We start from the raw sequence: 25341 nt of genomic DNA, 5'->3' as shown, positions 1-25341 counted from the left end.
CCGGACATGAAACAACCCCGATCCGGCTGAACCGAATCGGGGTTTCTTGATGGTGCGCCGCCAGGGACTCGAACCCCGGACCCGCTGATTAAGAGTCAGCTGCTCTGACCAACTGAGCTAGCGGCGCCCGCAACACGTGTAACTGTATCAGCCGCCGAACACTCCCCGCACCACGCACGCGTCAGCCCAGACGCTCCGCCAGCCTGCCGTACGCGTCCAGCATCGTGTCCCAGAAGCGGTCCACGTCCAGGTGGGTGCCGACGAGCGCGTTGGGGACACGGTCCATCGACCGGAAGTCCACGACGGTCATGCCCCGGGTGTGCTCGCCCCTGGTCTCCACGTCGACCACGGCCGGCGTCATCGTCACCAGGGCCGGGTCCAGCACGTACGCCACCGCGCACGCGTCGTGGATGGTGGGGCCGCCGTCGGCGGTGACCACGCCGTAGGAGGTGGCGGCGGGGATCAGGAACTCGGCCAGACGGCCGAGCGGCCGCATGCGGTCGAGCACCGCGGAGGTGACGACGGCGGTGAGCGTCACGTCCAGGCCCAGCATCTTCACCGTCCAGCCGGACCTGAAGACGATGGCGGCGGCCTCCGGGTCGGCGAGCATGTTGAACTCGGCGGCCGGGTTGTGGTTGCCGCGCGTGGCGGAGCCGCCCATGATGACCAGGTCGCGGGCCCACTCCACGACGCGCGGCTCCCTGCGGACGGCGAGCGCGATGTTGGTGAGCGGGCCGATCGCGACGAGGGTGACCTCGCCGGGGGCTGCGCGCAGGGTGTCGATGATGACGTCGACCGCGTGCCCGTCCGCCGCGGCGCGCACCGGTTCGGGGAGCACGGCGGCGCCGAGGCCGGTGGGTCCGTGCACGTGATCGGCGCGGACGACGGGGTGCAGGAGGGCGCCGGGGCTTCCCGGGGCGACCGGGATGTCGCCCAGGTCCAGGAACTCCCGCAGCGCCAGCGCGTTCCTGGTGGTCACGGCCAGGTCGGCGTTGCCGCCCACGGTGGTGACGGCGACGACCTCCAGACCGGGCGCGCCGGCCGCGAGGGCCAGGGCCATGGCGTCGTCGATGCCGGGATCGCAGTCAATGAGGATCTTCGTCACGGAACCGTACGATACGCAAAGATCAAAAAGTCGGAGCCGGGCGGTCTGCCGCCCGGCTCCGGTGGGTATGAGACCGGGGCCGGGCAGTTCCCCCAAATCTGCCCGACCCCGGTCCGGTGGCGGTCCAGGCCGGTCGGCTTTCCCCCAAAAGCCCCGGCGGTCCCGCGCTGCAGACGAGCGGTCCCCCTCCGCTGCCTGCTTTTCGGTGTAGGTCTCTCGGCCGGTCACCATGCTTCCGACCTGTCTACGACGCTACCGGGGCCTATGCAACGACCGCGTCATAACGCAGTCGAATATCCGTTTAATCAGGGCTACGGGATCTCCAAACGGACCTCGGTGCCCTCTTCGAGCGAGCGGCCGACGGTGCAGTACTTCTCGTGCACCCGGTGCGCCACCGCCCTGAACACCTCGTCGGCCTCCTCCGAGGGCAGCTCGACGTCGTAGCGGACGGTGACGGGACCCAGGCGGTTCGGCTCGACCTTGTCGGCCGAGACCTCCATGGCCAGGCGCACCAGCCGCTGGCCGCGCTTGGCGGTCAGCGGCTCGACGGTGACGATGTGACATCCGCCCAGCGCCGCGAGCAACAACTCGACAGGCGTGAACACGCCGTCCTCCGCACCACCCATCCGCACCTGGGCGCCCCTGGCATTGGTCGCCAGGAATCCGCCGTCCTCGGTCCGCTCTACCCGCACGTTAGCCATGTTTTAGACCTTACTCAGACGCTTCTCATCTTCGAGACGCATCGTTCAATCATGGCTAGTGAGCGGAAATTCCTCGGTTCCCTCCTCTTCTGTCTGGGAGCGGGTGCGGCGCCGGCCGCGTACCTGCTCGGTCACGCGTCCCCGGTCACGGGCGCGGCTCTGGCCGTGTACGCGGTGGCGGCCGTCATGGCGGTACGCGTCCACGGCCGGCACACGAAGGGCACCGTGCTCATCGCCACCGGGCTGGAGCCCGGCGCGCTGCGGGGGCTGCTGGCCGGCAAGGGCGCGGACACCGTCGCCGTCTACCGCACCGAGCGGGTCGACGCCGAACTGCTCGACCTTCACCAGCGGTACGGCCTGGTGCTGGTGGTCGGCGCGGAGCACGACCCGCGGACGAAGGAGCGGCTGAGCGCCTCCGGCCTGAGCAGGCAGGTTCCGGACATCGTCGAGCGCGAGGTGATCCTCGCCGGCCCCCGGCACTTCCAGCGGTACGTGCGCGGCGCGCTCTCCCGGCTGGCCGTTCCCGGCGCCCAGGTGCGGACGGCCAGGACACGGTAAAAGGCCGGTAAAGCTGCGGCATACCCTTAACCCGACATTACGGACGTTATGAGAGTGTTACTGGGGACAAGGAGGCGAAGGTGACGACTTTCCCCGGAACGGCCCGTGTCGGGAACTTCATGGGCACACACGTCAGTGTCGACATTCGTACCGCCCTGCCGACGCGGGAGCTCACTCCCGTGCTCGACCACGCGTTCAGATGGCTGCGGTGGGTGGAAGAGACGTTCGACCCGGACGACGAGGACAGCCAGATCTTCCGCCTCAACCGCGGGCAGACCCTGCGTCAGGTGCCGGAGCTCGTCGAGGTGCTCCACCGGTGCGACGAACTGAGCAAAGCGACCGACGGCTGGTTCGAGGCCCGGATCGACGGCAGGGCCGACCCGTCCGGCTACATCAAAGGCTGGGCGCTGGAGCGGCTGTCACGGGCGCTGACGCAGTCGGGAGCGGTCGACCACCTCATCGACGCCGGCGGCGACATCCGGGTGCGCGGCTCGGCCTCGCCGGGCAGGCGCTGGCGGATCGGCGTCCGCGACCCGAAGACCGGAGTGGTGCGCAGGGTCCTGTTCGCCCACGACCTGGCCGTCGCGACCTCCGGCCGCGCCAAGATCGTGAACCCCCGTACGGGCGAGCCGCAGGACGCCCTGTCGTCCGTCACCGTGCTCGGCCCCGACCTGGGAGTGGCGGACGCCTACGCCACCGCCATGTACGCGATGGGACCGGTGCTCGCCAGGCGCTTCGGGACCGAGCTGGCCGAGGGCCCGTACCAGAGCCTGATCGTGACCCGTGACGGCCAGGAGTTCGGCACCCCCGGCCTGGCCGCCTACAGCGGGGCGGGCACCCTGCTGGCCGGCTAGCTGGCCGGCTAGGCGTCGGGATGCTCGCGTAGATACTCAAGGTAGACGGGGCGCAGCGCGGCCCCCAGGTTGCCCTCGCCCGCGGTCATGGCGTCGCTCAGCAGCGCCGAGACGCGGGTGAGGTCGGCCGTCGTCTCGCTCGCGTGGCCGGTGGCCGCCTCGGCCGCGGGGATCACCTTGAGCAGGTTCCACAGGAACCCGAGGTCCCCATGGCGGACGGCGTAGCGCACGGCGCGTTCGTGCAGCTCGCTGTCCGACAGCGTTTCGAGTCCGGTGGCGTCCATCTCGCTCCTCCCTGGTAACCTCCCCCTTTCCCGGGCGAGCGGGGCGGTAACGCATCGGGATCCGCTACGGCCTATCCGTATGGCGACGGCAGTGGGAGGATCAAGCAGCGTGAGATTCATCATCAGAACCCTCGCGGCCGCGGTCGCGCTCTGGGTGGCGGTCCAGTTCCTCGACGGCATCGACGTGACGGCGCCGGAGTATTCGGCGACCTACTGGGGCACGCTCCTCGTCGTCGCGCTGATCTTCGGCCTCATCAACGCCATCGTCAAACCCATCGTGAAAGGCCTCGGGTGCGCGCTGATCGTGCTCACCCTCGGATTGTTCCTGCTGGTCATCAACGCCGCCATGCTGCTGCTGACCAGCTGGGTGGCCGGCCAGCTGAGCATCCCCTTCCATGTCGACTCCTTCTGGCCCGACGCGTTCCTCGGCGCGATCATCATCAGCGTGGTGACCTGGCTGCTCAGCTGGCTCATCCCCGACGACTGAGGTCGGCCACCGACTCGCGCTCGCGCAGGGTGGGCAGCTGGACGACGCGCCGGCGCTCGCCCTGGCCGTCGGCCGCGTCGGTCATGAGGCGGACGGCCGCGCCGACGATGCCGTCGATGTTCCAGTCGACGGTGGACAGCTCAGGAGTGAGCAGGCCGGACATCGGGTGGTCGTCGTAGCCCATCACCGAGACGTCGCCGGGGATCGACAGCCCCAGCTCGCGGGCGGCGGCGTAGACGCCGTAGGCGATGGAGTCGGCGAAGCAGAAGACGGCGCTCGGCCGGGCGCAGCGGAGCAGGTCGCGGGCGGCCCGCGTGGCGGCGATCGGGCCGTGCGCGGCGCTCGCCACCTCGATGTCGAGGCCCAGCCGCTCGGCCTCGGCCAGGACGTGCACGTCGGCGGGACGGTCGGGGGTGCTGGGCCGGGTGGGGGTGAGCACGCCGACGCGGCGGTGGCCGAGCGCCCGCAGGTGCTCCAGCGCGAGCGTGACGCCGCGCCGGTTGTCGAAGACGACCTCGGCGGCGGTGCCGCGCAGCGAGTCGCCGACCGCGACCACCGGCAGCGACGCGCACAGCTCGGGCCAGAACGGCGCGGAGGGGTCGAGCGGCTGCACGATGAGGCCGTCGACGCGCTGGTCACGCAGCTGACCGGCGAGCGCCCGCTCCCGCGCCGGATCGCCGGCGGCGTCGAGGATGAGCGCGTAGCGGTCGCGTTCGCGCAGGCCCCTGCTGATGCCCACGGCCAGCGACTGCTGCCAGAGGTCCTCCAGCGAGGCGCAGAGCAGCCCGATCATGCCGGTGCGGCCGCTTGCCAGGGCGCGGGCGATCGGGTCGGCCTCGTAGCCGAGCTCGGCCGCGGCGGCGCGGACCCGCTCGACGGTCTCGGGCGCGACCTGCACGCCGCGCAGCGCGTAGGAGACGGCGGCCTGGGACAGGCCCGTGGCGCGCGCCACCTCCCGGATCGTCGCTCGCTTGCGGGGCATCCCGCCACGATAAACGCCGCCACCGACATTCCGGTGACCGCGTGGTAACGCCCCGGTCACGCCGCGCGTTCAGGCGCTCCACGCCCCGCGATCAGACGCCATCCAAGCCGCCGTCCCCGGGTCCGTGTTCAGGCGGCGGGCTTCCTCAGCACGCAGCAGCTCCCGCACGGCTCGGCGTCCGGCAGCGTCACCCACAGGCAGCAGGTACGGCGGAAGTATCCGTCGCCGGACGGCTCGATCAGGCCGTCGACCGGCTCGCCGACGCGCCTGAGCAGGTCCATGTAGTCGCCGGGCACCATCGAGATCAGAGGGTGCGCGAACGCCTCGGCCGTCGAGCCCCACAAGGTCCGCTCGCCCACCCTGGCCATCGAGCCGATCGCCTTCACCAGGGGCCGCTGCGACTCCGCCAGCGCCTCCCCGATCGCGCCGGCGCCCTCCGTCCAGCTCACGCGGCTCGCCGCGATCGTCACCCCGGCGTCGGAGCGCCTCACGTACGTGTCGGCCAGCTTCATGATCGGCACGCGCCCGTCCAGCGCCCAGCCGAGTGCCATCGGCAGCGTGTGCCAGTAGCCGTAGGTCTTCCAGAACAGCGCCGCGCCGACGTGGCGTGGCGCGTTCCAGCGCGCCGCCGTCTCGTCGACCAGCTCGCCCAGCACCGTGTACGGCTCCCGCACCAGACCGGCGACGGCCGTCCAGCTCTCGTCGGGCTCGATGACCAGGCCCGGCTCCACGCCCAGCACGCCGCCGCGCTCGGCGGCGACGCGTTCCAGCACCTCGGTCAGCACCCCGAACCCCTTCGCTAAAGGTTAGCCTTGCCTAAGGTAGCAGGGCGTCCCGCGAACCATCCGGTGACCAGCTGCGCGCCCACCACGCCCAGCCCGGCCGCCAGCGGCACGGACCAGCCACCGGACACCTGCCCCAGATACCCGAACAGCAGCGGGCCGAGCGCCGCGATCACGTACCCGAGCGACTGCGCCACCGCGGACAGCGCCGTCACCGCCGCCGGGTCGGCCGGGCGCAGCGCGATGATCAGCAGCGCCAGCGCGAACGACGCGCCCTGCCCGATGCCCAGCACGATCATCCACAGCCACGGCACCGTCGTCGGCGCCACCAGCACCCCCAGGTAGCCGAGGCCGGTCAGCACACCCGCCGCCATCACGTACGGCACCTGCGACGCCCGCCGCCCGGCCACGACCGGCACCCCCAGCGTGGCGGCCACCTGGACCAAAGTCGTCAGCCCGAGCAGGTAACCGGCCTGGTCGGCGGGCAGCCCGGCGTCCAGGAAGATCTTCGGCAGCCACGTCAGCATGATGTAGAACGTCGCCGACTGCAGCCCCATCCAGGCCGTCACCTGCCAGGTCACCCGGCTGCGCAGGACCGCCCGGATGGGCCGCGGCCCCTGCCGCGGGAGCACCTGCCTGCCGAACACCTGCGGCAGCCAGAGCAGGGCGGCGGCCAGGGCCGGCACGGCCATCAGCGCCGACACGCCGCGCCAGTCGTGACCGGTGGCGTTCTCCAGCGGGATGACCAGGGCCGAGGCGCCCGCCGCGCCGCCCACGATGGCCGAGGAGTAGACGCCGGTCAGCAGGTTCAGCCGGTGGGGGAAGTGCTGCTTGACGATGGCGGGCATGATCACGTTCATCACGGCGATGGCCGTCGCCGCGACGGCCGAGCCCACGTACAGGACCGGGGCGCCGTCGAGGACCCGCAGCACCACCCCGAGCGCGAGCAGCAGCAGGCCGGCCAGGAGCGTGCGGTCCAGCCCGATGCGGCGGGCGAGCAGCGGCGCCAACGGCCCGAACACGCCCAGGCAGATCACCATGACCGTGGAGATGCCGCCGGCTCCTGCGGGGCTGAGCCCGACGTCGGTCATGATCTCGTCGAGGAGCGGCGAGACCCCGGCGATGGCGGGCCGGAGGTTCAGCCCGGCCAGCACGATGCCGGCGACGAGCAGTGCGGATCTGAACGACATCGGGTTCCTCCTGTCGCACAGTGCTTTGACAACGTTGTCCGGCACTGCGAGGTGAGAAAGGATCCTAGACGTGAGACCGACGATGAAGGACGTCGCCTCGGCCGCGGGCGTCGCGCTCAAGACCGTGTCCCGCGTGGTCAACGGCGAGCCCGGCGTGCATCCGGCGACCGCCGACCGGGTGCGCGCCGCCATCGACCGGCTCGGCTACAGCCGCAACGAGAGCGCCCGCGTGCTGCGCCGGGGCCGCACCGCCACCATCGGCCTGGTCATCGAGGACGTCGCCGACCCCTTCTACGCCGGGCTGAGCCGGGCCGTGGAGTCGGTGGCCGCCGCCCACGGGTGCCTGCTGCTCAGCGGGTCGTCCAGCGAGGACCCGGAGCGCGAGCGGGAGCTGGTGCTCACGTTCTGCGCGCGGCGGGTCGACGGGCTGATCGTGGTGCCCGCCGGCGAGGACCACTCCTACCTGCGGCCCGAGCTCGACGCGGGCACCCCGGCCGTGTTCGTGGACCGGCCGCCGGGGCCGGGGATCGACGTCGACACGGTGCTCGCCGACAACGCGGGCGGCGCGGCGCTGGCCACCCGGCACCTCGTCGCGCACGGGCACAGCAGGATCGCGTTCCTCGGCGACGAGCCGTCGATCTTCACGGCCGCGCGGCGGCTGCACGGCTTCCGGACCGCGCTCGGTCACCTCTACGACGAGCGGCTGGTGTGCATGCGGTCCCCCGCGCTCGACACCGTACGGGCGGCGCTCGACCGGATGCTGGCCCTGGACCGGCCGCCGACGGCGGTGTTCACCGGCAACGGGCGGCTCACCGTGACCGCCCTGCGCGCGCTGGCGGGGCGGCGGGGGCCGGCGGTGGTCGGGTTCGACGACTTCGAGCTGTCGGACCTGCTCGGCGTGACGGTGGTGGCGCAGGATCCGGCGCGCATGGGGCGGGTGGCGGCCGAGCTGCTGTTCCGCAGGCTCTCGGGCGACACCGGACCCGCCGAGCACCCGGTGCTGCCGGTCGGCCTCGTCCCCCGCGGCTCCGGCGAACTGCCCCCGTGAGGCTCACGGACGTCAACGCGCCGCACCCGAGAGCTTCGGCCGAACGATTCCCCCGCCCTGACGCGGGCGGCCCCGTCAGCGGACGCGGTCCCGAACCCGGACCTACGGCGGGCTGAGCGGGCCGTCAGGCACGCATGACGGCGCCGAGCCCGCGGGGTTTCCCAAAAGGTCGTGATTTTTCTGAACTTACGGCAAGGCCGGCGGGCCTCAGGCACGCGTTGCGGCGCCCTGCCCGAGAGGGGATCAAGGGGTTCGGGTGGGGGTCTGTTCGGCGGTGATTCTCCCCGGCGCAGGCTCCGGGCGGAGGGGCCGCCACAGGGCCAGGGCGGCGAGGACGCCGGCGGCGCCCGCGACCACGATCCCCAGCCGGGGTGAGAACACCTCGCCCACGACGCCGATGAGCGCCGCGCCCACCGCCTGCCCGGTCATCAGCCCCGTCGACAGCAGCCCGAACGCCTGCCCGCGCACGTCCTCGGGCACCGCGTCGACGAACCGGCGCTGCAGCCCGAGCTGGTAGGCGAGGCCCGCGGCCGCGACGGCGGCGAGGGCTGCGGCCCACCCGACGCCGGGCGCGGCCAGGAACCCCAGCCACGGCACCCCGAGCAGCACCGCCAGCGGCAGCGAGAGCCGCTCCCGCAGCGCCGGCGCGGCGAACCGGCCGACGGCGAACTCCCCCACCGCCATCCCGGCGGCGGCCGCGGCCAGCACCACGCCCGCCTTGCCCTGCCCGCCCAGGTACGGCACGATCATCGCCTCGCCCCCGGCCAGGAACAGCGGCGGCACCCACGACGCCAGCAGCAGCCCGCGCACCCGCCGGTCGGCGAGCAGCACTTTGTTGACCCGCAGCGTGGTCCGCACCGCTCCGGAAGCGGAGCCCCGCCGGTCAGTCTGGCGGGGCGGACTGGACGGAAGGCCGAAGCGGAGGATCAGGGCGCCGAAGGCGGAGAGCGCGGCGGTGGCCGCGAGGGCGCCCTGGGGGCCGGTGGCGGCCAGGAAGGCGCCGCCCACGGCCAGGCCGCCGATCTGCGCTCCGGCCGAGGTGACGCCCAGGAGCGACCGTCCCAGGACGAACGCGTCACCGGGCAGCACGTCCGGCAGCATGGCGCTGCGCGCGGCGCCGAAGACGGGCGAGAACAGCCCCGTGACCAGCACCAGCGCCAGCATCGCCCAGACCGGCAGCCCGGCGTACGCCAGCAGCAGGCACACCACCACCCTGACCAGCTCGCCCACCACCATGAGCCCTCGCGCGGGCAGCCGGTCGGCCAGCGACAGCAGGAACATGCCGCCGACGATGTACGGCAGCCAGCCCACCATGTAGGCGGCCGCGGCCAGCCCGGGCGAGCCGCTCTCCGCGTACACCAGCACCGACAGCGCCAGCATCTTGATCGAGTCGCCGGACACCAGCAGCGCGAAGCTGCCGAACAGCACCCGGAACTCGCGGACGGCGAACACCTCGCCGTAGGTCGCCGCGCGTTCGGTGGACAAGGCGGATCTCCTCAGGAGGGATGGGAGGGGCGGCCCCGGAGGGAGGGCCGGGGCCGCCTCTTCTGTTCATCCGATGGTGGCCGGGGTCCAAGCTCGCGGCGAAGCTTTCGGATATAACCGAAAGATGGTGTACAGGATCGAGGTCACCCCACAGGACGTGGCCGCCAGCCGGTTCGCCATCTCGCCGCTGATCGAGACCATGCACGCGCAGTGGCTGCTCGACGGCCGCGGACCGGCGGGCGTGCACCGGCAGTGGGTGGACCGGTGGCGGCCGGCGTACCGGGAGCTGGCGCGCCGCCACCCGGCGCTGCGCGCCACGGCCGTGATCTCCGGCAACCGCGGCGACGCGAACGTGGACTTCATCGCGCCCCCGCCCACCGGCGTGGGCGTGCCGTTCGAGGCGGAGCTGTCCGCCGTCAGGGAGACCCCGATCGAGCAGGCGCACGCCGAGATCGCCGCGGTGCTGGCCCGCCGCCCGCCGGCCGCCGAGGAAGCCAGGGCCCTGCTGCTCGGCGCCGACGTGGTGCGGCTCATCGCCGACGCGTACGAGGCGCTCTGGACGGAGATCGTGTCCAGGGAGTGGCCGCACTTCCAGGCGATCCTGGAGCGGGACGTGGTGCACCGGGCAGGGCGGCTGGCGGCCTACGGGTGGGCGGCGGCGCTCGACGGCCTGAGCGAGCAGGTGCGCTGGAACGGCGCCGGCCACATCGAGATCGCGATGGGCACGCAGGACGAGTGGTACCGGCTGGGCGGCAAGGGGCTGCTGTTCCTGCCGTCGGCGTTCATCGGCAACCTGGGCGCGTACCTGGAGGAGGCGTGGCCGTCCGCGCTGGTCTACCCCGCCCGCGGGATCGCGGCCGGACGGCGCCGGGCGGGGGCCGGCCTGGCGCGGCTGATCGGGCGCACCCGCGCCCGCGTCCTGGAGGAGCTGGCCGCGCCGGCCACGACCACCCACCTGGCCGCGCTGCTCGGGCAGAGCCTCGGCACCACGGGCGGCCACCTGGCGGCACTGCGCGAGGCGGGGCTGATCAGCGGCACCCGGACCGGCCGCAGCGTCCTGTACGCGCGCACCCCGCTCGGCGACGCCCTCGTCGCGGGCGCGATCCGGCCGGGCATCCCGGATTCGCGCCAGGATCGCTAGCCTTTCTTCCGGGCGGCGCGAAGGTATAGTCGAGCGCATACGTTCAGCACAATTGTTCAGAGAATCCCCAGGGAGCGCGCGCATGAATGTCGACGCCGCACAGGAAGCCCGCTTCCCCCAGGAGCTGATGTACGCCGCGGCGTCGCAGTACTACCTCCACGACGCCACCCAGGCCGACATCGCCAAGCGGCTGGGCGTCAGCAGGGCGACCGTGAGCCGGCTGCTGACCGAGGCGCGCAGGCAGGGCATCGTCGAGATCAGGGTGCACCGCCCCGAACGGCTGGCCGGAGGCCACCTGGCGAGCGAGGTCGCCGCCGCGCTGAACCTCCACGACGTCCACCTGGTCCCCAAGGTCAGCGGGCCCGCGCTGGGCCCGTGGCTGGCCCCCGGCCTGGCCAAGGCGCTGGCGGCGGTGGGGCTGGAGTCGGGCGACGTGGTGCTGGTGTCGTCGGGCAGCACCGTGTACGAGTGCGCGCGCGAGGGGCTCGGCCGCTTCCCCGGCGTGCGGATCGCCCCGGCGGTCGGCGGGCAGCAGGACCCGCAGCCTTGGTTCCAGACCAACGAGACCACCCGCCTGCTGGCCGACCAGGTCGGCGGCGTGCCCCACTACCTGTACGCGCCCGCGCTGCCTGGCCCCGAGCTGTTCTACTCGCTGCAGCACGAGCCGTCGGTGCGCCGGGTGATGGACCTGTGGGCGCAGGCCAGGTGCGCGGTCGTGGGCGTCGGCTCGCCGCCGCTGACGCGCCAGGTCGTGCCCGCGTTCGTGCCGCGCGACGAGCCCAGCCTGCGCAGGGCCGTGGGCGACGTCTGCTCGCGCTTCTACGACCGCGACGGCGAGCCTGTCGGCTACCCGGGCAGCGAACGCCTGGTCGCGGCCGGCCTGGAGGAGCTGCGGCGCATCCCGCACTCGATCGCCGTCGCCGTGGGCGGGGAGAAGGTGGCCTCGATCATCGCGGGTGCCAGGGGCGGCTACTTCAACCGGCTCGTGACCGACGCCCTGACCGCCGAGAGCATCCTCGCCGCCACGCGTTGAGCGCCACGCCGGGGTGAACCCGGCGTCGTCCGCATGCCTAGAGTGTGAACACTCGTGCTGGACAAATGTTCTGGCCCCGGCTAGCGTGATGCCCACCACAGGACGTGGCCCGACAGGCGCGTCATTGGTCGCATTCGGGGGACGCGACGCATACGAGATCGTCCGCTGGACGTAGCGAGTGAGGAAAGAACCCGTGAAGAGAATCAAGATGCGGACGTCCGCCTTCGCCGCCGTGGCGGTCCTCGCGACTTCGGCGCTGGCCGCGTGCGGCTCGACCGGCGGCGACGGTGCGGCGACCAGCGGCGCCGAGGGCGGTGCGGAGAACGCCAAGGTGGCGTTCCTCATGCCCGACCTCGCCTCCACCCGGTACGAGCAGCAGGACAAGCCGCTGTTCGAGGCCAAGATGAAGGAGCTCTGCCCCAGCTGCTCCGTCATCTACCAGAACGCCGACTCCGACGCCGCCAAGCAGCAGCAGCAGGCGAACTCCGCGCTGGCCCAGGGCGTCAAGGCGATCGTGATCGACCCCGTCGACTCCACCGCGGCGGCCACCATCGTGCGCGCCGCGCAGGCGCAGCAGGTGCCGATCATCGCCTACGACCGGCCGATCCCGTCCACTCCGGCCGACTACTACATCTCGTTCGACAACGAGAAGATCGGCTCGCTGATCGCCCAGTCGCTGGTCGACCACCTCAAGGCGGAGAACGCCGAGGGCGGCATCCTCCAGGTGAACGGCTCCCCGACGGACGCCGCGGCCGGCCTGATCAAGAAGGGCATCCACAGCGCCGTCGACCCCAGCGGCTTCAAGCTGCTGGCCGAGTACGACACGCCCGAGTGGAGCCCGGAGAAGGCGCAGACCTGGGTCAGCGGCCAGATCACCCAGTTCGGCGACGACATCGTCGGCGTGGTCGCGGCCAACGACGGCACCGCCAGCGGCACCATCGCCGCCTTCAAGGCCGCGGGCAAGGACGTGCCGCCGGTCACCGGCAACGACGCGGAGATCGCCGCCGCCCAGCGCATCATCAAGGGCGACCAGTACAACACGATCTCCAAGCCGATCAAGATCGTCGCCGAGGCCGCCGCCGACGTCGCCTACCAGTTCATGCAGGGCCAGAAGCCCGAGGGCAAGGACTCCCTGTACGACACGCCCTCCGAGCTCTTCGTCCCGACGGTCGTGACGAAGGAGAACGTCAAGGAGGTGCTGTTCGACAGCGGCATCATGAAGGCCTCCGAGGTGTGCACCGGCGAGTACGCCGAGGGCTGCGCCGCGCTCGACATCAAGTAAGGGGTCCCCGTGTCGCCCACACAGAAGCCGGACGCAGTCCTGTCCCTGCGCGGCATCAGCAAGACCTTCGGGGCCGTCGCCGCGCTCACCGACATCGAGCTCGACGTGGCCCCGCACCAGGTCGTCGCGGTGGTCGGCGACAACGGCGCCGGCAAGTCCACGCTGGTCAAGATCCTCTCAGGGGTGCATCCGCCGGACTCGGGGACGATCACGTTCGCCGGCCGTGAGGTCGACATCCCCAACCCGGCGGCCGCGCACAAGCTCGGCATCGCCACCGTCTTCCAGGACCTGGCGCTCTGCGAGAACCTCAACGTGATCCAGAACCTGTTCCTGGGCCAAGAGATCCGCCCGCTGCGCCTGAACGACGTGGCGATGGAGACGCGTTCGTGGGAGCTGCTCCGGCAGCTCTCCGCGAAGATCCCGAGTGTGCGGGTCCCGGTGGCGGCGCTGTCCGGGGGCCAGCGCCAGACGGTGGCGATCGCCAGGTCGCTGCTCGGCGACCCGAAGATCATCATCCTGGACGAGCCGACGGCCGCGCTGGGCGTCGCCCAGACGGCCGAGGTGCTCAACCTGGTCGAGCGGCTGCGCGAGAACGGCCTGGGCGTGATCATGATCAGCCACAACATGGCCGACGTGAAGGCCGTGGCCGACAAGGTCGCGGTGCTCAGGCTCGGCCGCAACAACGGCGTCTTCGACGTCGGCGACGTCTCCGCCGAAGACATCATCGCCGCGATCACCGGGGCCACCGACAACGCGGTGGCCCGGCGGGCGTCCCGGCGTCAGGAAGGGCTCCCGTCATGAAGGACACGGTGAACAGCACGACGGGCGGCACGGTCGCCACCGACCACCAGGACGAGCGGCTGCAGCGGCGCGAGGGCCTGCGCGGCGCGTTCACCGACGTGGTCGAGCGGGCGCGGGGCGGCGACCTCGGCGTGATCCCGGTCGTGGTCGGGCTGATCGTCATCTGGAGCGTGCTGCAGATCCTCAACCCGATCTTCCTGTCCAGCCAGAACCTGGTGAACCTGACGATGGAGTCGGCCGCGGTCGGCGTCATCGCGCTGGGCATCGTCTGCGTCCTGCTGGTCGGCCAGATCGACCTGTCCGTCGGCTCGGTCAGCGGCCTGTCGGGCGCGGTGCTGGCGGTGCTCTTCGTGGACCAGGGGCTGCCGGCCTGGGTGGCGATCTCGGCCGCGGTCATCATCGGCGCCGCCGTCGGCTGGGTGTACGCGCAGCTGTTCAACAGGTTCGGCGTGCCCAGCTTCGTCATCACGCTCGCGGGCCTGCTCGGCTTCCTCGGCCTGCAGCTGTACGTGCTCGGCACCAAGGGCGCGATCAACCTGCCGTTCGACTCGGGGCTGGTGAACTTCGCCCAGCTCGCCTTCGTGCCCGCCTGGCTGTCGTACACGCTGGCGGTGGTCGCGGCCGGGTGGCTGTTCGCGAGCGGCTACCTGCACGCCAGGGAGCGCCGCAAGGCCGGGCTGTCGTCGAAGAGCACCTCGGCGCTGGTCGTGCGGAGCGCCGCGCTGCTGGTGGCGCTGCTGTTCATGGTCTGGTACCTGGGACAGACGCGCGGCGTCGGCTGGATGTTCGTGTTCTTCGTCGCGCTGGTGCTGGTCATGCACTACCTGCTCTCGCGGACGCGGTGGGGCAGATCCGTGTACGCGGTCGGCGGCAACGTCGAGGCCGCCAGGCGCGCCGGCATCAACGTCAGGACCATCTACACCTCGGTGTTCGTGCTCTGCTCCTCCTTCGCGGCGGTCGGCGGCATCCTCGCCGCGGCCCGGCTCGCGGCGGCCAACCAGAGCAGCGGCGGCGGCGACGTGAACCTCAACGCCATCGCCGCGGCGGTCATCGGCGGCACGAGCCTGTTCGGCGGGCGCGGCACCGCGTTCGGCGCGCTGCTCGGCATCATCGTCATCCAGTCGATCTCCAGCGGCCTGACGCTGCTGAACCTCGACTCCTCCATCCGCTTCATGGTCACCGGGGCCGTCCTGCTCCTGGCGGTGGTCGTCGACTCCGTCTCGCGCCGGTCGAGGACCTCGCACGGCAGGGCATGATGGCGGCCATCTGCGTCGACGCGGGCACCACGGTGATCAAGGCCGTCGGCTACGACGCCCGGGGCGCCGAGTCCGCGGTGTCCAGGCGGCCCACGACCGTCTCCAGGCCCGTCCCCGGACACGCCGAGCAGGACATGGCCGCGGTCTGGGACGCCGTCGAGGCGACCGTGCGCGAGGTGGCCGCCGCGCTCGGCGAGCCGGTCGACTTCGTGGCCGTGACCGCGCAGGGCGACGGCTGCTGGCTGGTCGACTCCGCCGGCGAGCCCACCGGCCCGGCCATCCTGTGGAACGACGGCCGAGCGGCCGGGATCGTCGACGGCTGGACCCGGTCCGGGCTGGCCGCGCGGGCCTTCCGGGTCAACGGCTCGTCGGCGGCCTCCGGGCTGCCGCACGCGATCCTCGCCTGGCTGAAGGAGCACGACCCCGCACGACTGACCCGCTCCGCCACCGCACTCACCTGCGGCGGCTGGATCTTCGCGCGGCTGACCGGCGAACTCGCGGCCGACGAGTCCGACGCCTCCGCCCCGTTCATGGACCTGCGCGCCCGCCGCTACGCGCCCGAGCTGCTTGAGCTGTTCGGGCTGGAATGGGCGCAGCGGCTGCTGCCCGGCATCCGCGACGACGACCGGCGCACGGCCGGGCTGTCGAAGCGGGCGGCGGAGCGGCTCGGGCTGGCCGAGGGCACGCCCGTGGTGCTGGCCCCGTACGACATCGTCACGACCGCGCTCGGCGCGGGCGCGGTCAGCCCGGGGCAGGCGTGCGGCATCCTCGGCACCACGCTCTGCGTGGAGACCCTGGTCGAACGGCCGGACCTGGACGGCGACCCGGTCGGCATCACGATCGCGGCGCCGGGCGGCTACCTGCGCGCCTTCCCCACGTTCGCCGGCACCGAGGTGATCCAGTGGGCCTGCCGGATGCTCGGCCTGGACCGGCCCGCCGACCTGAGCGAGCTGGCCGAGCGGAGCGAACCGGGGGCGCGCGGGCTGGCGTTCCTGCCCTACTTCTCCCCCGCCGGTGAGCGGGCGCCCTTCTCCGACCCGTACGCCAGGGGCGCGTTCCTCGGCATGTCCGTCGAGCACGGTCGCGAGCACCTCGCCCGCGCCGTGCTGGAAGGGCTCACGCTCGTCGTCCAGGACTGCCTGGCCGCCACCGGCGCCGCCCCGCGCGAGCTGCGGGTCTGCGGCGGCGGCTCGGCGAGCGGGCTGTGGCTGCGGCTCATCGCCGCCGTCACCGGGCTGCCGGTGCTGCGCCCGGCCGACGCCGAGGTGGGCGCCAGGGGCGCCTTCCTCGTCGGGCTCGCCGCCACCGGCGCCGCGACGATCCAGGACGCCGCCGCCCGTCACGTGCGGCTCGGTGACGTCGTGGAGCCCGAGCCCGGCCCGTACGCGAGCGCGTACCGGGACTTCCTGACCCTGCGCGAGCACGCGGCCCGGTCCTGGCCGCTGCTCGCCGAGATGCGGAGCAGGTCATGAGCGCGTGGATCGGGATCGACCTCGGCACCCAGAGCGTGCGCGCGATGGTCGTGGACGCCGGCGGGCGGGTGCTCGGCGCGGCCGTCCGCCCGCTGACCAGCCGCCGCGACGGCGTCCGGCACGAGCAGGACCCCGAGGAGTGGTGGCAGGCGCTGGCCGCGGCCACCCGCGAGGCGCTGCGCGACGTGCCCGCCGGGCGGATCGAGGGGGTCGCGGTCGACGCCACGTCCGGGACGATCCTGCTCACCGCGCCGGACGGGACGCCGCTGACGCCCGCGCTCATGTACGACGACAGGCGCGCCGCCGGGTTCGTGGACCGGGTGAACGAGGTGGGCGCGCCGGTCTGGGAGCGGCTGGGTTACCGGCGCATGCAGGCCAACTGGGCGCTGCCCAAGCTGCTGTGGCTGCTCGGCGACGCCCCGGCGGGGGCCCGCCTGGCCCACCAGAGCGACTTCGTCAACCGCCGGCTGGCCGGGCGCGAGGTGGCGACCGATCTGGGCAACGCGCTCAAGACCGGGGTGGACCTGATCGACGAACGCTGGCCGTCCGACGTCCTGTCCGCGCTCGGGGTGCCCGCCGGCGTGCTGCCCGCCGTGGTACGTCCCGGCACCCGCGTCGGCGAGGTCTGCGCGGAGGCGGCCAGGGCCACCGGCATCCCGCGGGGCACCCCGGTGATCGCGGGGACCACCGACGGGTGCGCCGCCCAGCTCGGCGCGGGCGCGCTGACCCCCGGGAGCTGGAACTCCGTCCTGGGCACCACCCTCGTGCTCAAGGGCGTCACCCGCGAGCCGGTGCGCGACCCGCTCGGCGTCGTCTACTCACACCGCGCCCCGGACGGGTCCTGGCTCCCGGGCGGCGCGTCGAGCACCGGCGCCGGCGTCCTCTCCCGCGACCTCCCTGGCCGCGACCTCGACGCCCTGTCCCTGGAAGCCGCCACCCGCTACGCCCCGCCCAGCCCCGCGAGTCTCACGTACGGCCACGGAGGCTCCTCGGGTGGCACGTACGGTCGCGAGGGCTCCCCGAGTGGCACGTACAGTCACGAGGGCTCCGCAGGCATGGACGGCACGTACGGTCGCGGGGGCTCCTCGGACGTGGACAGTCCTTACGGTGGCGGAGGCTCCCCTCGCGGGGAGGGCGCGTACGGCCGCGGGACCACCGTGGGCGCGTACCCCTCGGGCCGGGGCGAAGGCGGGGTGCCGCTGGATCCGGCGAGGCTGCCGATCACGTATCCGCTGGTCTCGCGAGGTGAGCGGTTCCCGTTCGCGGCGCCGGACGCCGAGGCTTTCACGCTCGGAAACCCCGCCGACGACGTGGAGCGGTACGTCGCGATCCTGCTCGGCGCGGCGTTCGTCGAGCGGCTCTGCTTCGACTACCTCGACCTGCTCGGCGCCCCCGTGGACGGCGAGATCATCCTCACCGGCGGCGCCACCCGCAGCGCGTACTGGACCCAGCTCCGCGCCGACGTCCTCGGCCGTCCGGTGACCCTCCGGGAGAACGCCGAACCGGCACTCGGCATGGCCGTCCTGGCAGCCGGAGCCACCGACACGTCCGGCGCCGCAGACGCCGCCGCCCGCATGATCCGCACCCGCGAGGTCGTCGAACCCTCCGGCGCCGACCTGCGCGACCCGTACCTGCGCTTCGTCACCGCCCTGGAAGAGCGCGGCTGGCTCCCCACCCCCGCCGCCGCCCACGCCCGCCAAAGGAGCGAGCGATGACCCCGCCCGCGCACACAACGCGGCCCACCCAGGGCGCGCGGCCAACCGCAGGGGCGCAGCCCGCAGGGGCGCAGCCCGCAGGGGCGCAGCCCGCAAGGGTGCGGCCCGCGGCCGAGCCTCAGCCCTCACAGGCGGCACAACCCCCGCGAGCGGCGCGCCCCGTGGACAAGCCGCAGCCCACACATGGCGCGCGGCCAACCGCAGGGGCGCAGCCCGCAAGGGTGCAGTCCGCAAGGGTGCGGCCCGCGGCCGAGCCTCAGCCCTCGCAGGCGGTACGACCCCCGCGAGCGGAACCGCCGCGAGTGGCGCCGGACGAGGGCGGGGCGCGGTTTGCGGGGCTGGTGGGGATCGTTGAGAACGGGATGAGGGGGACGTGGTGACCGACGCAAGGGCCGCGACGCTGGTGCTGGTGCGGCATGGTGAGACCGTCTGGCACGCCGAGAACCGCTACGCGGGGATCAGCGACGTGGAGCTGACCCCGCGCGGTCACGAGCAGGCGCGGCAGCTAGCCGGATGGGCCGCCGGGGCGGGACTGAGCGCGGTGTGGGCGTCCACGCTGAGCCGGGCCCAGATCACCGCCGGTGCCAGCGCCGAGGCGGCCGGGGTGCGGCTGCGGGTGGACGAGCGGCTGCGGGAGCTGGACTTCGGTCAGGCCGAGGGGCTGACCGCGGGGGAGATGCGCGAGCGCTTCCCCGAGGCCCGTGCCGCCTTCGAGGCCGACCCCGGCGCGAACCCGCTGCCCGGCGGCGAGGACCCGGCCGCCGCCGCGGACCGGTTCACGGCCGCGCTGCGCGACATCGCCGCCGCCGACCCGGACGGGCGGGTGCTCGTCGTCGCGCACACCACCGCCATCAGGATCGCCCTGTGCCGCCTCGTCGGCGTGCCGCTCGGCGAGTACCGGCGGCTGTTCCCGCGCCTGGACAACTGCGCCCTCACCGAGCTGCGCCTGCGCGACGACGCGCCCCGGGCCGCGATCCTGCAGTACAACACCCCGATTGGAGCCGTTCGTTGACCATCCGAGTGCTTGCCGCCGGCGACCACTTCGTCCGGAACGACCTGCTGGCCGGCGCGCTGCGCCGCGAGGTCGCCGGTGGCCTGGCGATCAGCGAGCTCACCCTGCCGTGGCCGGTCGTCCCGTTCGGCCCCGTGGGCGAGGTCGACGAGGCGTCGGACGTGGAGGACGAGCTGATCGCCGCGCTGCGGGGCGTGGAGGTGTGCGTGACCCAGATGGCCCCGCTCACCAGGCGCGTCCTCGACGCCTGCCCCGACCTGCGGCTGTTCTGCGTCAGCCGGGGCGGCCCGGTGAACGCCAACCTGGAGGCCGCCACCGAGGCCGGCGTGGCGGTCACCTTCGCCCCCGGGCGCAACGCGGTGGCCACCGCGGAGCACACGATGGCGCTGCTGCTCGCCGCCACCCGCCGGATCCCGCAGACGCACGGCGACCTGGCCGGGGGCGTCTGGCGCGGCGACTACTACACCTACGACAGGGTCGGCCCGGAGCTGGAGGGCAGCACGGTCGGCCTGGTCGGCTACGGCGCGATCGGCCGCCGGGTGGCCCGCATGGTGGAGGGCTTCGGGGCCGAGGTGCTCGTGTACGACCCGTACGTGGACGTGCCCGGACAGGTGGAGCTGGACGAGCTGCTGCGCCGCTCCCGGTTCGTGTCGCTGCACGCGCGGGCCACGCCCGAGACCACCGGCATGATCGGCGCCGAGCAGCTCGCGCTGATGCCGCGCGGCTCGGTACTGGTCAACTGCGCGCGCGGCGCGCTGCTCGACTACGACGCGCTCTGCGACGCGCTGGAGTCGGGCCACCTGTTCGGCGCCGGCGTGGACGTCTTCCCCGAGGAGCCGATCCCGCCCGGCTCGCGGCTGCTCGCCGCGCCGAACCTGGTGATGACCCCGCACCTGGCCGGCGCCAGCAAGGAGACGGCCATGAAGGCCGCCTCCATCGTGGCCGCCGACGTGGCCAGGTACGTCCGCGGTGAGCCGCCGGCGCACTGCGCCAACCCCGCCGTCACCCTTTCAGCGCGCCGGCCATCAGGCCGCGCATGAAGAACCGGCCGAGCAGCACGTAGATGAGCATGGTCGGGATCGACGCCAGGATGGCCGCGGCCATCTGCTGGCTGTAGGGGGTGGCCTGGGCTCCGGCGATGTTGTTCAGCATCACCGTGGCCGGCCAGCTCTGCGGGCCGGTGAGGAAGACGGCGAACAGGAAGTCGTTCCACAGCGAGGTGAACTGCCAGATGATCACCACCGCGATCGCCGGCCCCGACACCGGCAGGACGACCGACCAGTACGTGCGCAGCATCCCCGCCCCGTCCACCCGCGACGCCTCGATCAGCTCGTCCGGGATCGTCACGTAGTAGTTGCGGAAGATCAGCGTGGAGATCGGGATCCCGTACACCACGTGGGCCAGCACCAGCCCGGGGATGCCGCCGTACCAGACGCCCTGCATCCCGGTCAGCTCGTTCAGCCCGACGAGCAGCTGCACCAGCGGGATCATCACACCCTGGTACGGGATGAACATGCCGAACAGGAACAGCGTGAACAGCACGTCCGCGCCGGGGAAGCGCCACTTGGAGAGCACGTACCCGTTCATCGAGCCGAGCGCGCACGACAGGATCGAGCCGGGCACGGCCAGCAGCACGCTGTTCCACAGGCCGGGCGCGAGCTTCTCCCACGCCACCCGCCACGCCTCGAACGTCCACGTCTGCGGCAGGTTCCACGCCTGGCCGGGGTCCGCTTCGGTGAGCGGCTTGAAGCTGGTGACCAGCAGCACGTAGATGGGGATCAGGAAGATCACCACGAACGCGATCAGGACCGCCAGCTTCGCGAGCGAGAAGGCCCGGCGCCTGCGCCCCGCCACCGCGACCGCCGTCATGGCCGCCTCTCCTTACGTACGGACCAGATCAGGTACGGGATCACGAAGACGGCCACGCTGAGCACGATGTAGGAGGCGATGGTCGCCCCCTTGGCCGGATCGTGGGAGTCGAAGACCGCCACCCACATGAACACCGCCGGCACGTCGGTGATGACCTGCTTGCCGGAGACCGCCACGATCAGGTCGAACACCTTGAGCGAGATGTGCCCGAGGATGATCAGCGCCGACAGGGTGACCGGGCGCAGCAGGGGCAGCACCACGTGCCGGTAGACGCCCCACTCGGTGCAGCCGTCCACCCGCGCCGCCTCCCGCAGCTCCTCGGGGACGCCGCGGAACCCCGCCAGGAATAACGCCATGACATATCCGGACATCTGCCAGATCGCAGGGATGGCCATGGCCGCCATCCCCCAGTCCGGGTCCCGGAACCACTGCCACTGCGGCAGCCCGAGCCAGTCGAACATCCGGTTCAGCCCGACGGCCCGCTCGTCCTGGCCCGAGTTCATCAGCCACCGCCACACGATGCCGGTGGCGACGAACGACACGGCCATCGGGAACAGGTAGATCGCCCGGAACGTGCCCTCGCCGCGGACGCCCTTCTCCATCAGGAACGCCAGGAACCACCCGAGCACCAGCGCCCCGGCCACGAACACGACCGTGAACATGATCGCGTGGTTGACCGAGAGATGCCATCGGGCCTCGTCCCAGATGCCGATGAAGTTCGTCAGCCCGACGAACTCCCCCTCGGACACCTCGTCGTGCTTGTCCGTCATGGCCAGCTGGAAGTTCCACCCCAGCATGCCGTACACGAACACGCCGATCGCCACGATCGACGGCGCGACAAGGAGCAGCCCCGGGAGCCAGGCGCGCACTCGTCTCACCGACCACTCCCTCCGTGAAAAGGCACGGCAGGCGCGTGCCGCGCCTGCCGTGCCGTCGTCCTACTGGGCGTTCGCCGCCGCGGCGTCCGCCAGGCCCTTCTGCAGCGCGGCCACGTCCTGCGTGCCGAGGAACAGGCCGACCTGCGTGTTGATCTCGGCCAGCCACGGCTGGTTGACCGCGACGCCGTGCTGGATGGAGCCGGCGAGCTTGTCGGCCGACCAGTCCTTCAGCGCGTCGGCCAGATAGTCGGTGTAGAGCGCCTGGTCGGCGTCCTTGCGGGCGGGGATGGAGCCCTTCTTCGGGTTGAACGCGTCCTGGCCCTCCTTGCTGGCGGCGACCTTCAGCCACGCGACGGCGCCGTCACGGTTCTTGGCGCCCTTGGGGAGCGTGAAGCTGTCCGACAGCCACAGGTACGTGCCCTCGGTGCCGGGAGAGGGCGCCCAGTCGAAGTCGGTCTTCGACGTCTTGCCGAGGCCGCCCTCCGGCGGGTTGTGGAAGTAGCCGTACGCCCAGTCGCCCATGACGTTGAACGCGGCCTCGCCGTCGGCCACCTGCTTGGCGGCGGGCTGCCAGTCGTCCTGCGGATCTCCCGCGTACGACATGATCTTCTTGAAGTCCTCCAGCGCCTTGGTCACCCCGGCGCTGTTCCAGTCGGCGCCCGGCAGGAACAGGGCGTTGTAGGCGTCGGTGCCGAGCGAGCCGAGCAGCACGCTCTCCAGCAGGTGGACCGCGGTCCACTCGGAGCCGATCGACAGCGGGATCTTGCCGGTGGCCTTGACTTTCTCCAGGGCCGTGAGGAACTCCTCGATGCTCTTCGGCGCGCCGGCCACGCCGGCCTCCTTGAGCACGGCCGGGTTGAACCACAGGACGTTCGACCTGTGGATGTTGACCGGCACCGAGTAGATCTTGCCGTCCACGCTGATCTGCTCGATGAGCTGGGAGGGGAAGACGTCCTGCAGCTTCAGCTCGTCGTAGAGGAAGTTCAGCTCCTCCAGGTCGCCCGCCTTGATGTAGCCCTGCAGCTCGGCGCCCGCGTGTCCCTGGAACGTGTCCGGCGGGGTGTCGGCCTGCAGCTTGGAGGCGAGCAGCGCCTTGGCCTTGTCTCCCGAGCCGCCCGCCACGGCGGCGTCGAAGAAGGTCTGGCCGGGATTCTGCTGCTCGAAGATCTGCCGCATGGCCTGCAGGCCGTCGGCCTCGCCGGGGCCGGTCCACCACGAGAAGACCTCGACCTGCTGCTTCCCGCCGCTCGGCTGGCCGCCGGCCGTGTCACCACCGCCGCCGCCGCAGGCGGAAAGGCCCAGCACGCTCGCAAAAGTGATCGCGGCGGCTGCCATCCACCGTCGTCTCATCGCACACCATCCCTTCGAGAAGCCCCCGAACTTCGGTGAGTTGACAACGTTGTCAGTAGGGCCATCAACCCATCTCGCCCGCTGATGCGTCAAGGACGTGCGGATAACAGGTCGGCATACTCCCCCGGCAACGCGAAGGAACATCGCATGCGGATTCGCCGGTGCGGGCGGGAACAACACCAGGTATGGCCGACGAGCCCCTCGAACTGGGCGAGATATCCCTCTCCGACTGGCACGCGCACACCGACAAGATGGCCGAGGTGGGGTTCCTGACCATCGCCCGGCGCCTCCCCTCCCTCATCCGCCAGGCGATGGGCATGGCCTGGCGGGCCAGCCCCCGCGACACCCTGGCCACCGTCTCGCTCAACCTGCTGGGCGGCGTCTTCACCGCGTTCGGGCTGCTGGCGACCACGGGCGTGCTCAACGCCCTGTTCAGCGAGGGGCCCACGCCCGAGCGGGTGCGGGCGGCGCTGCCCAGCCTGATCCTGGTCGCCACCGCCGCCGCGCTGCGCACCGCCGTCACGGCGGGCGCCGGCTGGGCGCAGGCCCGGCTCACCCCCCAGGTCGCCCGGCTGACGGAGGAGCGCCTCTACGGCCTGACCAGCCGCGTGGAGCTGGTCTCCTACGACGACCCGGCGTTCCACGACTCGCTCCAGCGGGCCAGGCTGCGCGGCGTGTCGGTGGCCGACACGGTGGTGACCTCGGCCATCGACGTGGTGACCGCCGCCGTGGGCATCGCCGCCGTGGCCGGCGTGCTCGGCGTCCTCCACCCGGTGCTGCTGCCGCTGCTGCTGCTCGCGGTGCTGCCCGACGCGTGGGCCGCGGTGCGCAGCGCCAGGATGCGCTACACGACCATGTTCGCGCTGATCCCGGTCATCCGCCGCAAGTGGATCACCGCCGACCTGCTGGCCGAGCGCGACCCTGCCGCCGAGGTCCGCTCGTTCACCATGCGCGGTTTCCTGCTGCGCATGTACGACGCGGTCGCCAGGGCGGAGCAGGAGGTGATGCTCCGGCTGGCCAGGCGGCAGACCGTCGCCAAGCTGGTCGGCGAGGCGCTCGGCGGGCTCGGCAGCGGCCTGGTCTACGTCGCGCTCGGCATCCTGCTGGCCCTCGGCGCCATCCCGCTCGCCGTCGCCGGCACCGCCGTGCTCGCCATCCGCTCCGGCTCCCAGTCGCTGGCCAACCTCATGTACGCCACCAACCGGCTCTACGAGGAGGGCCTCTACTTCACCGACTTCGTGGAGTTCTGCGCCGACGCCGAGCGGCGCCAGCCCGACCCGAGCCGCTCCCCCGCCCCCGAGCGCTTCGAACGGATCAGCGCCCGCGACCTGACCTTCACCTACCCCGGCTCCGACGAGCCCGCGCTGCGTGGCGTCAGCGTGGAGATCAAGCGGGGCGAGGTCATCGCCTTCGTCGGCGAGAACGGCTCCGGCAAGACCACCCTCGCCAAGATCCTCTCAGGGCTGTACGAGCCCGACACCGGCAGCGTCCTGTGGGACGACGTCGACCTGCGCCTCGTCAGCCCGGAGGACCTGCGCCTGCGCACCGCCGTCATCGCCCAGGACCACACCCGCTGGCCCCTCAACGCCCGCTACAACATCACCATGGGCACCGGCAAGGGCGAGCCGGCCCTGCACGCGGCGGCCGCGGTGGCCGGGGCCGACGAGGTGATCGCGGAGCTGCCCCACGGCTACCGCACCCTCCTCGACCGCCGCTTCAAGGACGGCCACGAGCTGTCGGGCGGCCAGTGGCAGCGCATCGCGGTCGCCCGCGGCTTCCACCGCGACGCCCAGCTGCTCATCTGCGACGAGCCGACCGCCGCCCTGGACGCCCGCGCCGAACACGCGCTCTTCGAGCGCATCCGCCACCACTCCGACGGCCGCACGGTCCTGCTCATCACCCACCGCCTGGCCAGCGTCCGCTACGCCGACCGCATCTACGTCCTCCGCCACGGCGAGGTCACCGAACAGGGCGACCACGAGACCCTCATGACCCTCGACGGCCTCTACGCCGAGCTCTACACCCTCCAGGCCTCGGCCTACCGCTGACCCGCCGG

The 25341-nt window shown here is 72.4% G+C and carries 24 protein-coding genes and 1 tRNA gene; 14 read left to right on the top strand and 11 right to left on the bottom strand.

Annotated elements, in window-relative coordinates:
* Positions 1 to 50: 50 nt before the first annotated feature.
* From ACZ6YG_RS17495 to ACZ6YG_RS17485, 3 genes are all read right to left on the bottom strand, one after another.
* Positions 51 to 127 (bottom strand) — tRNA-Lys (locus tag ACZ6YG_RS17495).
* 54 nt (positions 128 to 181) lie between these two features.
* Complete coding sequence (locus ACZ6YG_RS17490; protein ID WP_466018576.1) at positions 182 to 1105, bottom strand: nucleoside hydrolase; 924 nt, start codon at positions 1103 to 1105, stop codon at positions 182 to 184.
* A gap of 311 nt (positions 1106 to 1416) precedes the next feature.
* Positions 1417 to 1806, bottom strand: coding sequence for an OsmC family protein (locus ACZ6YG_RS17485; protein WP_148029562.1), 390 nt, complete (start codon positions 1804 to 1806; stop codon positions 1417 to 1419).
* A gap of 51 nt (positions 1807 to 1857) precedes the next feature.
* Here ACZ6YG_RS17485 and ACZ6YG_RS17480 point away from each other — a divergent pair, with 51 nt between their 5' ends.
* Together ACZ6YG_RS17480 and ACZ6YG_RS17475 are read left to right on the top strand one after the other, a co-directional pair.
* Positions 1858 to 2364, top strand: coding sequence for a ferredoxin reductase domain-containing protein (locus tag ACZ6YG_RS17480; RefSeq protein WP_148029561.1), 507 nt, complete (start codon positions 1858 to 1860; stop codon positions 2362 to 2364).
* Positions 2365 to 2444: 80 nt separating this feature from the next.
* Entirely contained in the window at positions 2445 to 3218 is a 774-nt protein-coding gene (locus ACZ6YG_RS17475; protein WP_466018575.1) for an FAD:protein FMN transferase, read from the top strand.
* A gap of 8 nt (positions 3219 to 3226) precedes the next feature.
* Here the strand turns inward: ACZ6YG_RS17475 and ACZ6YG_RS17470 are convergent, their stop codons facing one another.
* Positions 3227 to 3502 carry a hypothetical protein gene (locus ACZ6YG_RS17470; RefSeq protein WP_148029559.1) on the bottom strand — a complete coding sequence of 92 codons (276 nt, stop codon included), beginning with the start codon at positions 3500 to 3502 and terminating at the stop codon, positions 3227 to 3229.
* 109 nt (positions 3503 to 3611) lie between these two features.
* On the opposite strand from ACZ6YG_RS17470, the gene ACZ6YG_RS17465 reads away from it, so the two are divergent.
* The gene (locus ACZ6YG_RS17465; RefSeq protein ID WP_466018574.1) at positions 3612 to 3989 is read left to right on the top strand and encodes a phage holin family protein; all 378 of its coding nucleotides are present in this window, start codon (positions 3612 to 3614) and stop codon (positions 3987 to 3989) included.
* Here the strand turns inward: ACZ6YG_RS17465 and ACZ6YG_RS17460 are convergent.
* The 3 genes from ACZ6YG_RS17460 to ACZ6YG_RS17450 form a co-directional block, all read right to left on the bottom strand.
* A complete protein-coding gene (locus ACZ6YG_RS17460; protein ID WP_466018573.1) occupies positions 3973 to 4971 on the bottom strand; it encodes a LacI family DNA-binding transcriptional regulator in 999 nt (332 codons plus the stop codon). The two genes, ACZ6YG_RS17465 and ACZ6YG_RS17460, sit on opposite strands and share 17 nt — an antisense overlap.
* A 128-nt stretch (positions 4972 to 5099) precedes the next feature.
* Entirely contained in the window at positions 5100 to 5756 is a 657-nt protein-coding gene (locus ACZ6YG_RS17455) for a hypothetical protein (RefSeq protein WP_466018572.1), read from the bottom strand.
* Positions 5757 to 5770: 14 nt separating this feature from the next.
* Positions 5771 to 6943 carry a CynX/NimT family MFS transporter gene (locus ACZ6YG_RS17450; protein WP_397198771.1) on the bottom strand — a complete coding sequence of 391 codons (1173 nt, stop codon included), beginning with the start codon at positions 6941 to 6943 and terminating at the stop codon, positions 5771 to 5773.
* A gap of 70 nt (positions 6944 to 7013) precedes the next feature.
* Between ACZ6YG_RS17450 and ACZ6YG_RS17445 the strand changes: the two genes are divergently transcribed.
* Positions 7014 to 7991 (top strand): LacI family DNA-binding transcriptional regulator, encoded by a 978-nt coding sequence (locus ACZ6YG_RS17445; RefSeq protein ID WP_378525188.1) that lies wholly within the window; start codon positions 7014 to 7016, stop codon positions 7989 to 7991.
* A 243-nt stretch (positions 7992 to 8234) separates the two neighbouring features.
* Here the strand turns inward: ACZ6YG_RS17445 and ACZ6YG_RS17440 are convergent, their stop codons facing one another.
* Positions 8235 to 9476: an MFS transporter gene (locus ACZ6YG_RS17440; protein ID WP_466018571.1), complete on the bottom strand. Its 1242-nt coding sequence runs from the start codon at positions 9474 to 9476 to the stop codon at positions 8235 to 8237.
* A 124-nt stretch (positions 9477 to 9600) separates the two neighbouring features.
* Here ACZ6YG_RS17440 and ACZ6YG_RS17435 point away from each other — a divergent pair, with 124 nt between their 5' ends.
* The 9 genes from ACZ6YG_RS17435 to ACZ6YG_RS17395 all read left to right on the top strand — a co-directional run bounded on the left by ACZ6YG_RS17435 (position 9601) and on the right by ACZ6YG_RS17395 (position 20228).
* Entirely contained in the window at positions 9601 to 10617 is a 1017-nt protein-coding gene (locus ACZ6YG_RS17435; RefSeq protein WP_466018570.1) for an ArsR/SmtB family transcription factor, read from the top strand.
* An 82-nt stretch (positions 10618 to 10699) separates the two neighbouring features.
* Positions 10700 to 11650, top strand: a complete 951-nt coding sequence (locus ACZ6YG_RS17430) for a sugar-binding transcriptional regulator (RefSeq protein WP_466018569.1) — start codon at positions 10700 to 10702, stop codon at positions 11648 to 11650.
* Between the two features lie 193 nt (positions 11651 to 11843).
* A complete protein-coding gene (locus tag ACZ6YG_RS17425) occupies positions 11844 to 12932 on the top strand; it encodes an ABC transporter substrate-binding protein (RefSeq protein ID WP_364231096.1) in 1089 nt (362 codons plus the stop codon).
* Positions 12933 to 12941: 9 nt separating this feature from the next.
* On the top strand, positions 12942 to 13733 hold the full coding sequence (locus ACZ6YG_RS17420; RefSeq protein ID WP_148029552.1) for an ATP-binding cassette domain-containing protein: 792 nt from the start codon (positions 12942 to 12944) through the stop codon (positions 13731 to 13733).
* Positions 13730 to 14989, top strand: coding sequence for a sugar ABC transporter permease (locus ACZ6YG_RS17415; protein ID WP_466018568.1), 1260 nt, complete (start codon positions 13730 to 13732; stop codon positions 14987 to 14989). The genes ACZ6YG_RS17420 and ACZ6YG_RS17415 overlap by 4 nt, the downstream gene beginning before the upstream one ends.
* Complete coding sequence (locus ACZ6YG_RS17410; RefSeq protein WP_466018567.1) at positions 14986 to 16461, top strand: FGGY family carbohydrate kinase; 1476 nt, start codon at positions 14986 to 14988, stop codon at positions 16459 to 16461. Before ACZ6YG_RS17415 ends, ACZ6YG_RS17410 begins: the two co-directional genes overlap by 4 nt.
* Entirely contained in the window at positions 16458 to 18176 is a 1719-nt protein-coding gene (locus tag ACZ6YG_RS17405; protein ID WP_466018566.1) for an FGGY-family carbohydrate kinase, read from the top strand. The genes ACZ6YG_RS17410 and ACZ6YG_RS17405 overlap by 4 nt, the downstream gene beginning before the upstream one ends.
* A gap of 376 nt (positions 18177 to 18552) precedes the next feature.
* A complete protein-coding gene (locus ACZ6YG_RS17400) occupies positions 18553 to 19188 on the top strand; it encodes a histidine phosphatase family protein (protein WP_466018565.1) in 636 nt (211 codons plus the stop codon).
* Positions 19185 to 20228, top strand: coding sequence for a 2-hydroxyacid dehydrogenase (locus tag ACZ6YG_RS17395; protein ID WP_466018564.1), 1044 nt, complete (start codon positions 19185 to 19187; stop codon positions 20226 to 20228). The genes ACZ6YG_RS17400 and ACZ6YG_RS17395 overlap by 4 nt, the downstream gene beginning before the upstream one ends.
* Here the strand turns inward: ACZ6YG_RS17395 and ACZ6YG_RS17390 are convergent.
* The 3 genes from ACZ6YG_RS17390 to ACZ6YG_RS17380 are packed head-to-tail and all read right to left on the bottom strand — an operon-like array spanning position 20191 to position 23285.
* Positions 20191 to 21057 carry a carbohydrate ABC transporter permease gene (locus tag ACZ6YG_RS17390; protein WP_219543737.1) on the bottom strand — a complete coding sequence of 289 codons (867 nt, stop codon included), beginning with the start codon at positions 21055 to 21057 and terminating at the stop codon, positions 20191 to 20193. The two genes, ACZ6YG_RS17395 and ACZ6YG_RS17390, sit on opposite strands and share 38 nt — an antisense overlap.
* Complete coding sequence (locus ACZ6YG_RS17385) at positions 21054 to 21935, bottom strand: carbohydrate ABC transporter permease (protein ID WP_148029547.1); 882 nt, start codon at positions 21933 to 21935, stop codon at positions 21054 to 21056. The genes ACZ6YG_RS17390 and ACZ6YG_RS17385 overlap by 4 nt, the downstream gene beginning before the upstream one ends.
* A gap of 60 nt (positions 21936 to 21995) precedes the next feature.
* A complete protein-coding gene (locus ACZ6YG_RS17380; RefSeq protein ID WP_148029546.1) occupies positions 21996 to 23285 on the bottom strand; it encodes an ABC transporter substrate-binding protein in 1290 nt (429 codons plus the stop codon).
* A 185-nt stretch (positions 23286 to 23470) separates the two neighbouring features.
* On the opposite strand from ACZ6YG_RS17380, the gene ACZ6YG_RS17375 reads away from it, so the two are divergent.
* Entirely contained in the window at positions 23471 to 25333 is a 1863-nt protein-coding gene (locus ACZ6YG_RS17375; protein WP_466018563.1) for an ABC transporter ATP-binding protein, read from the top strand.
* The last annotated feature ends 8 nt before the right edge of the window (positions 25334 to 25341 follow it).

It is taken from the genome of Nonomuraea sp. NPDC054003 (assembly GCF_055585125.1).
Note: the sequence above shows the minus strand (reverse complement) of the source record. Positions and strands in the feature narration are given on the sequence as shown.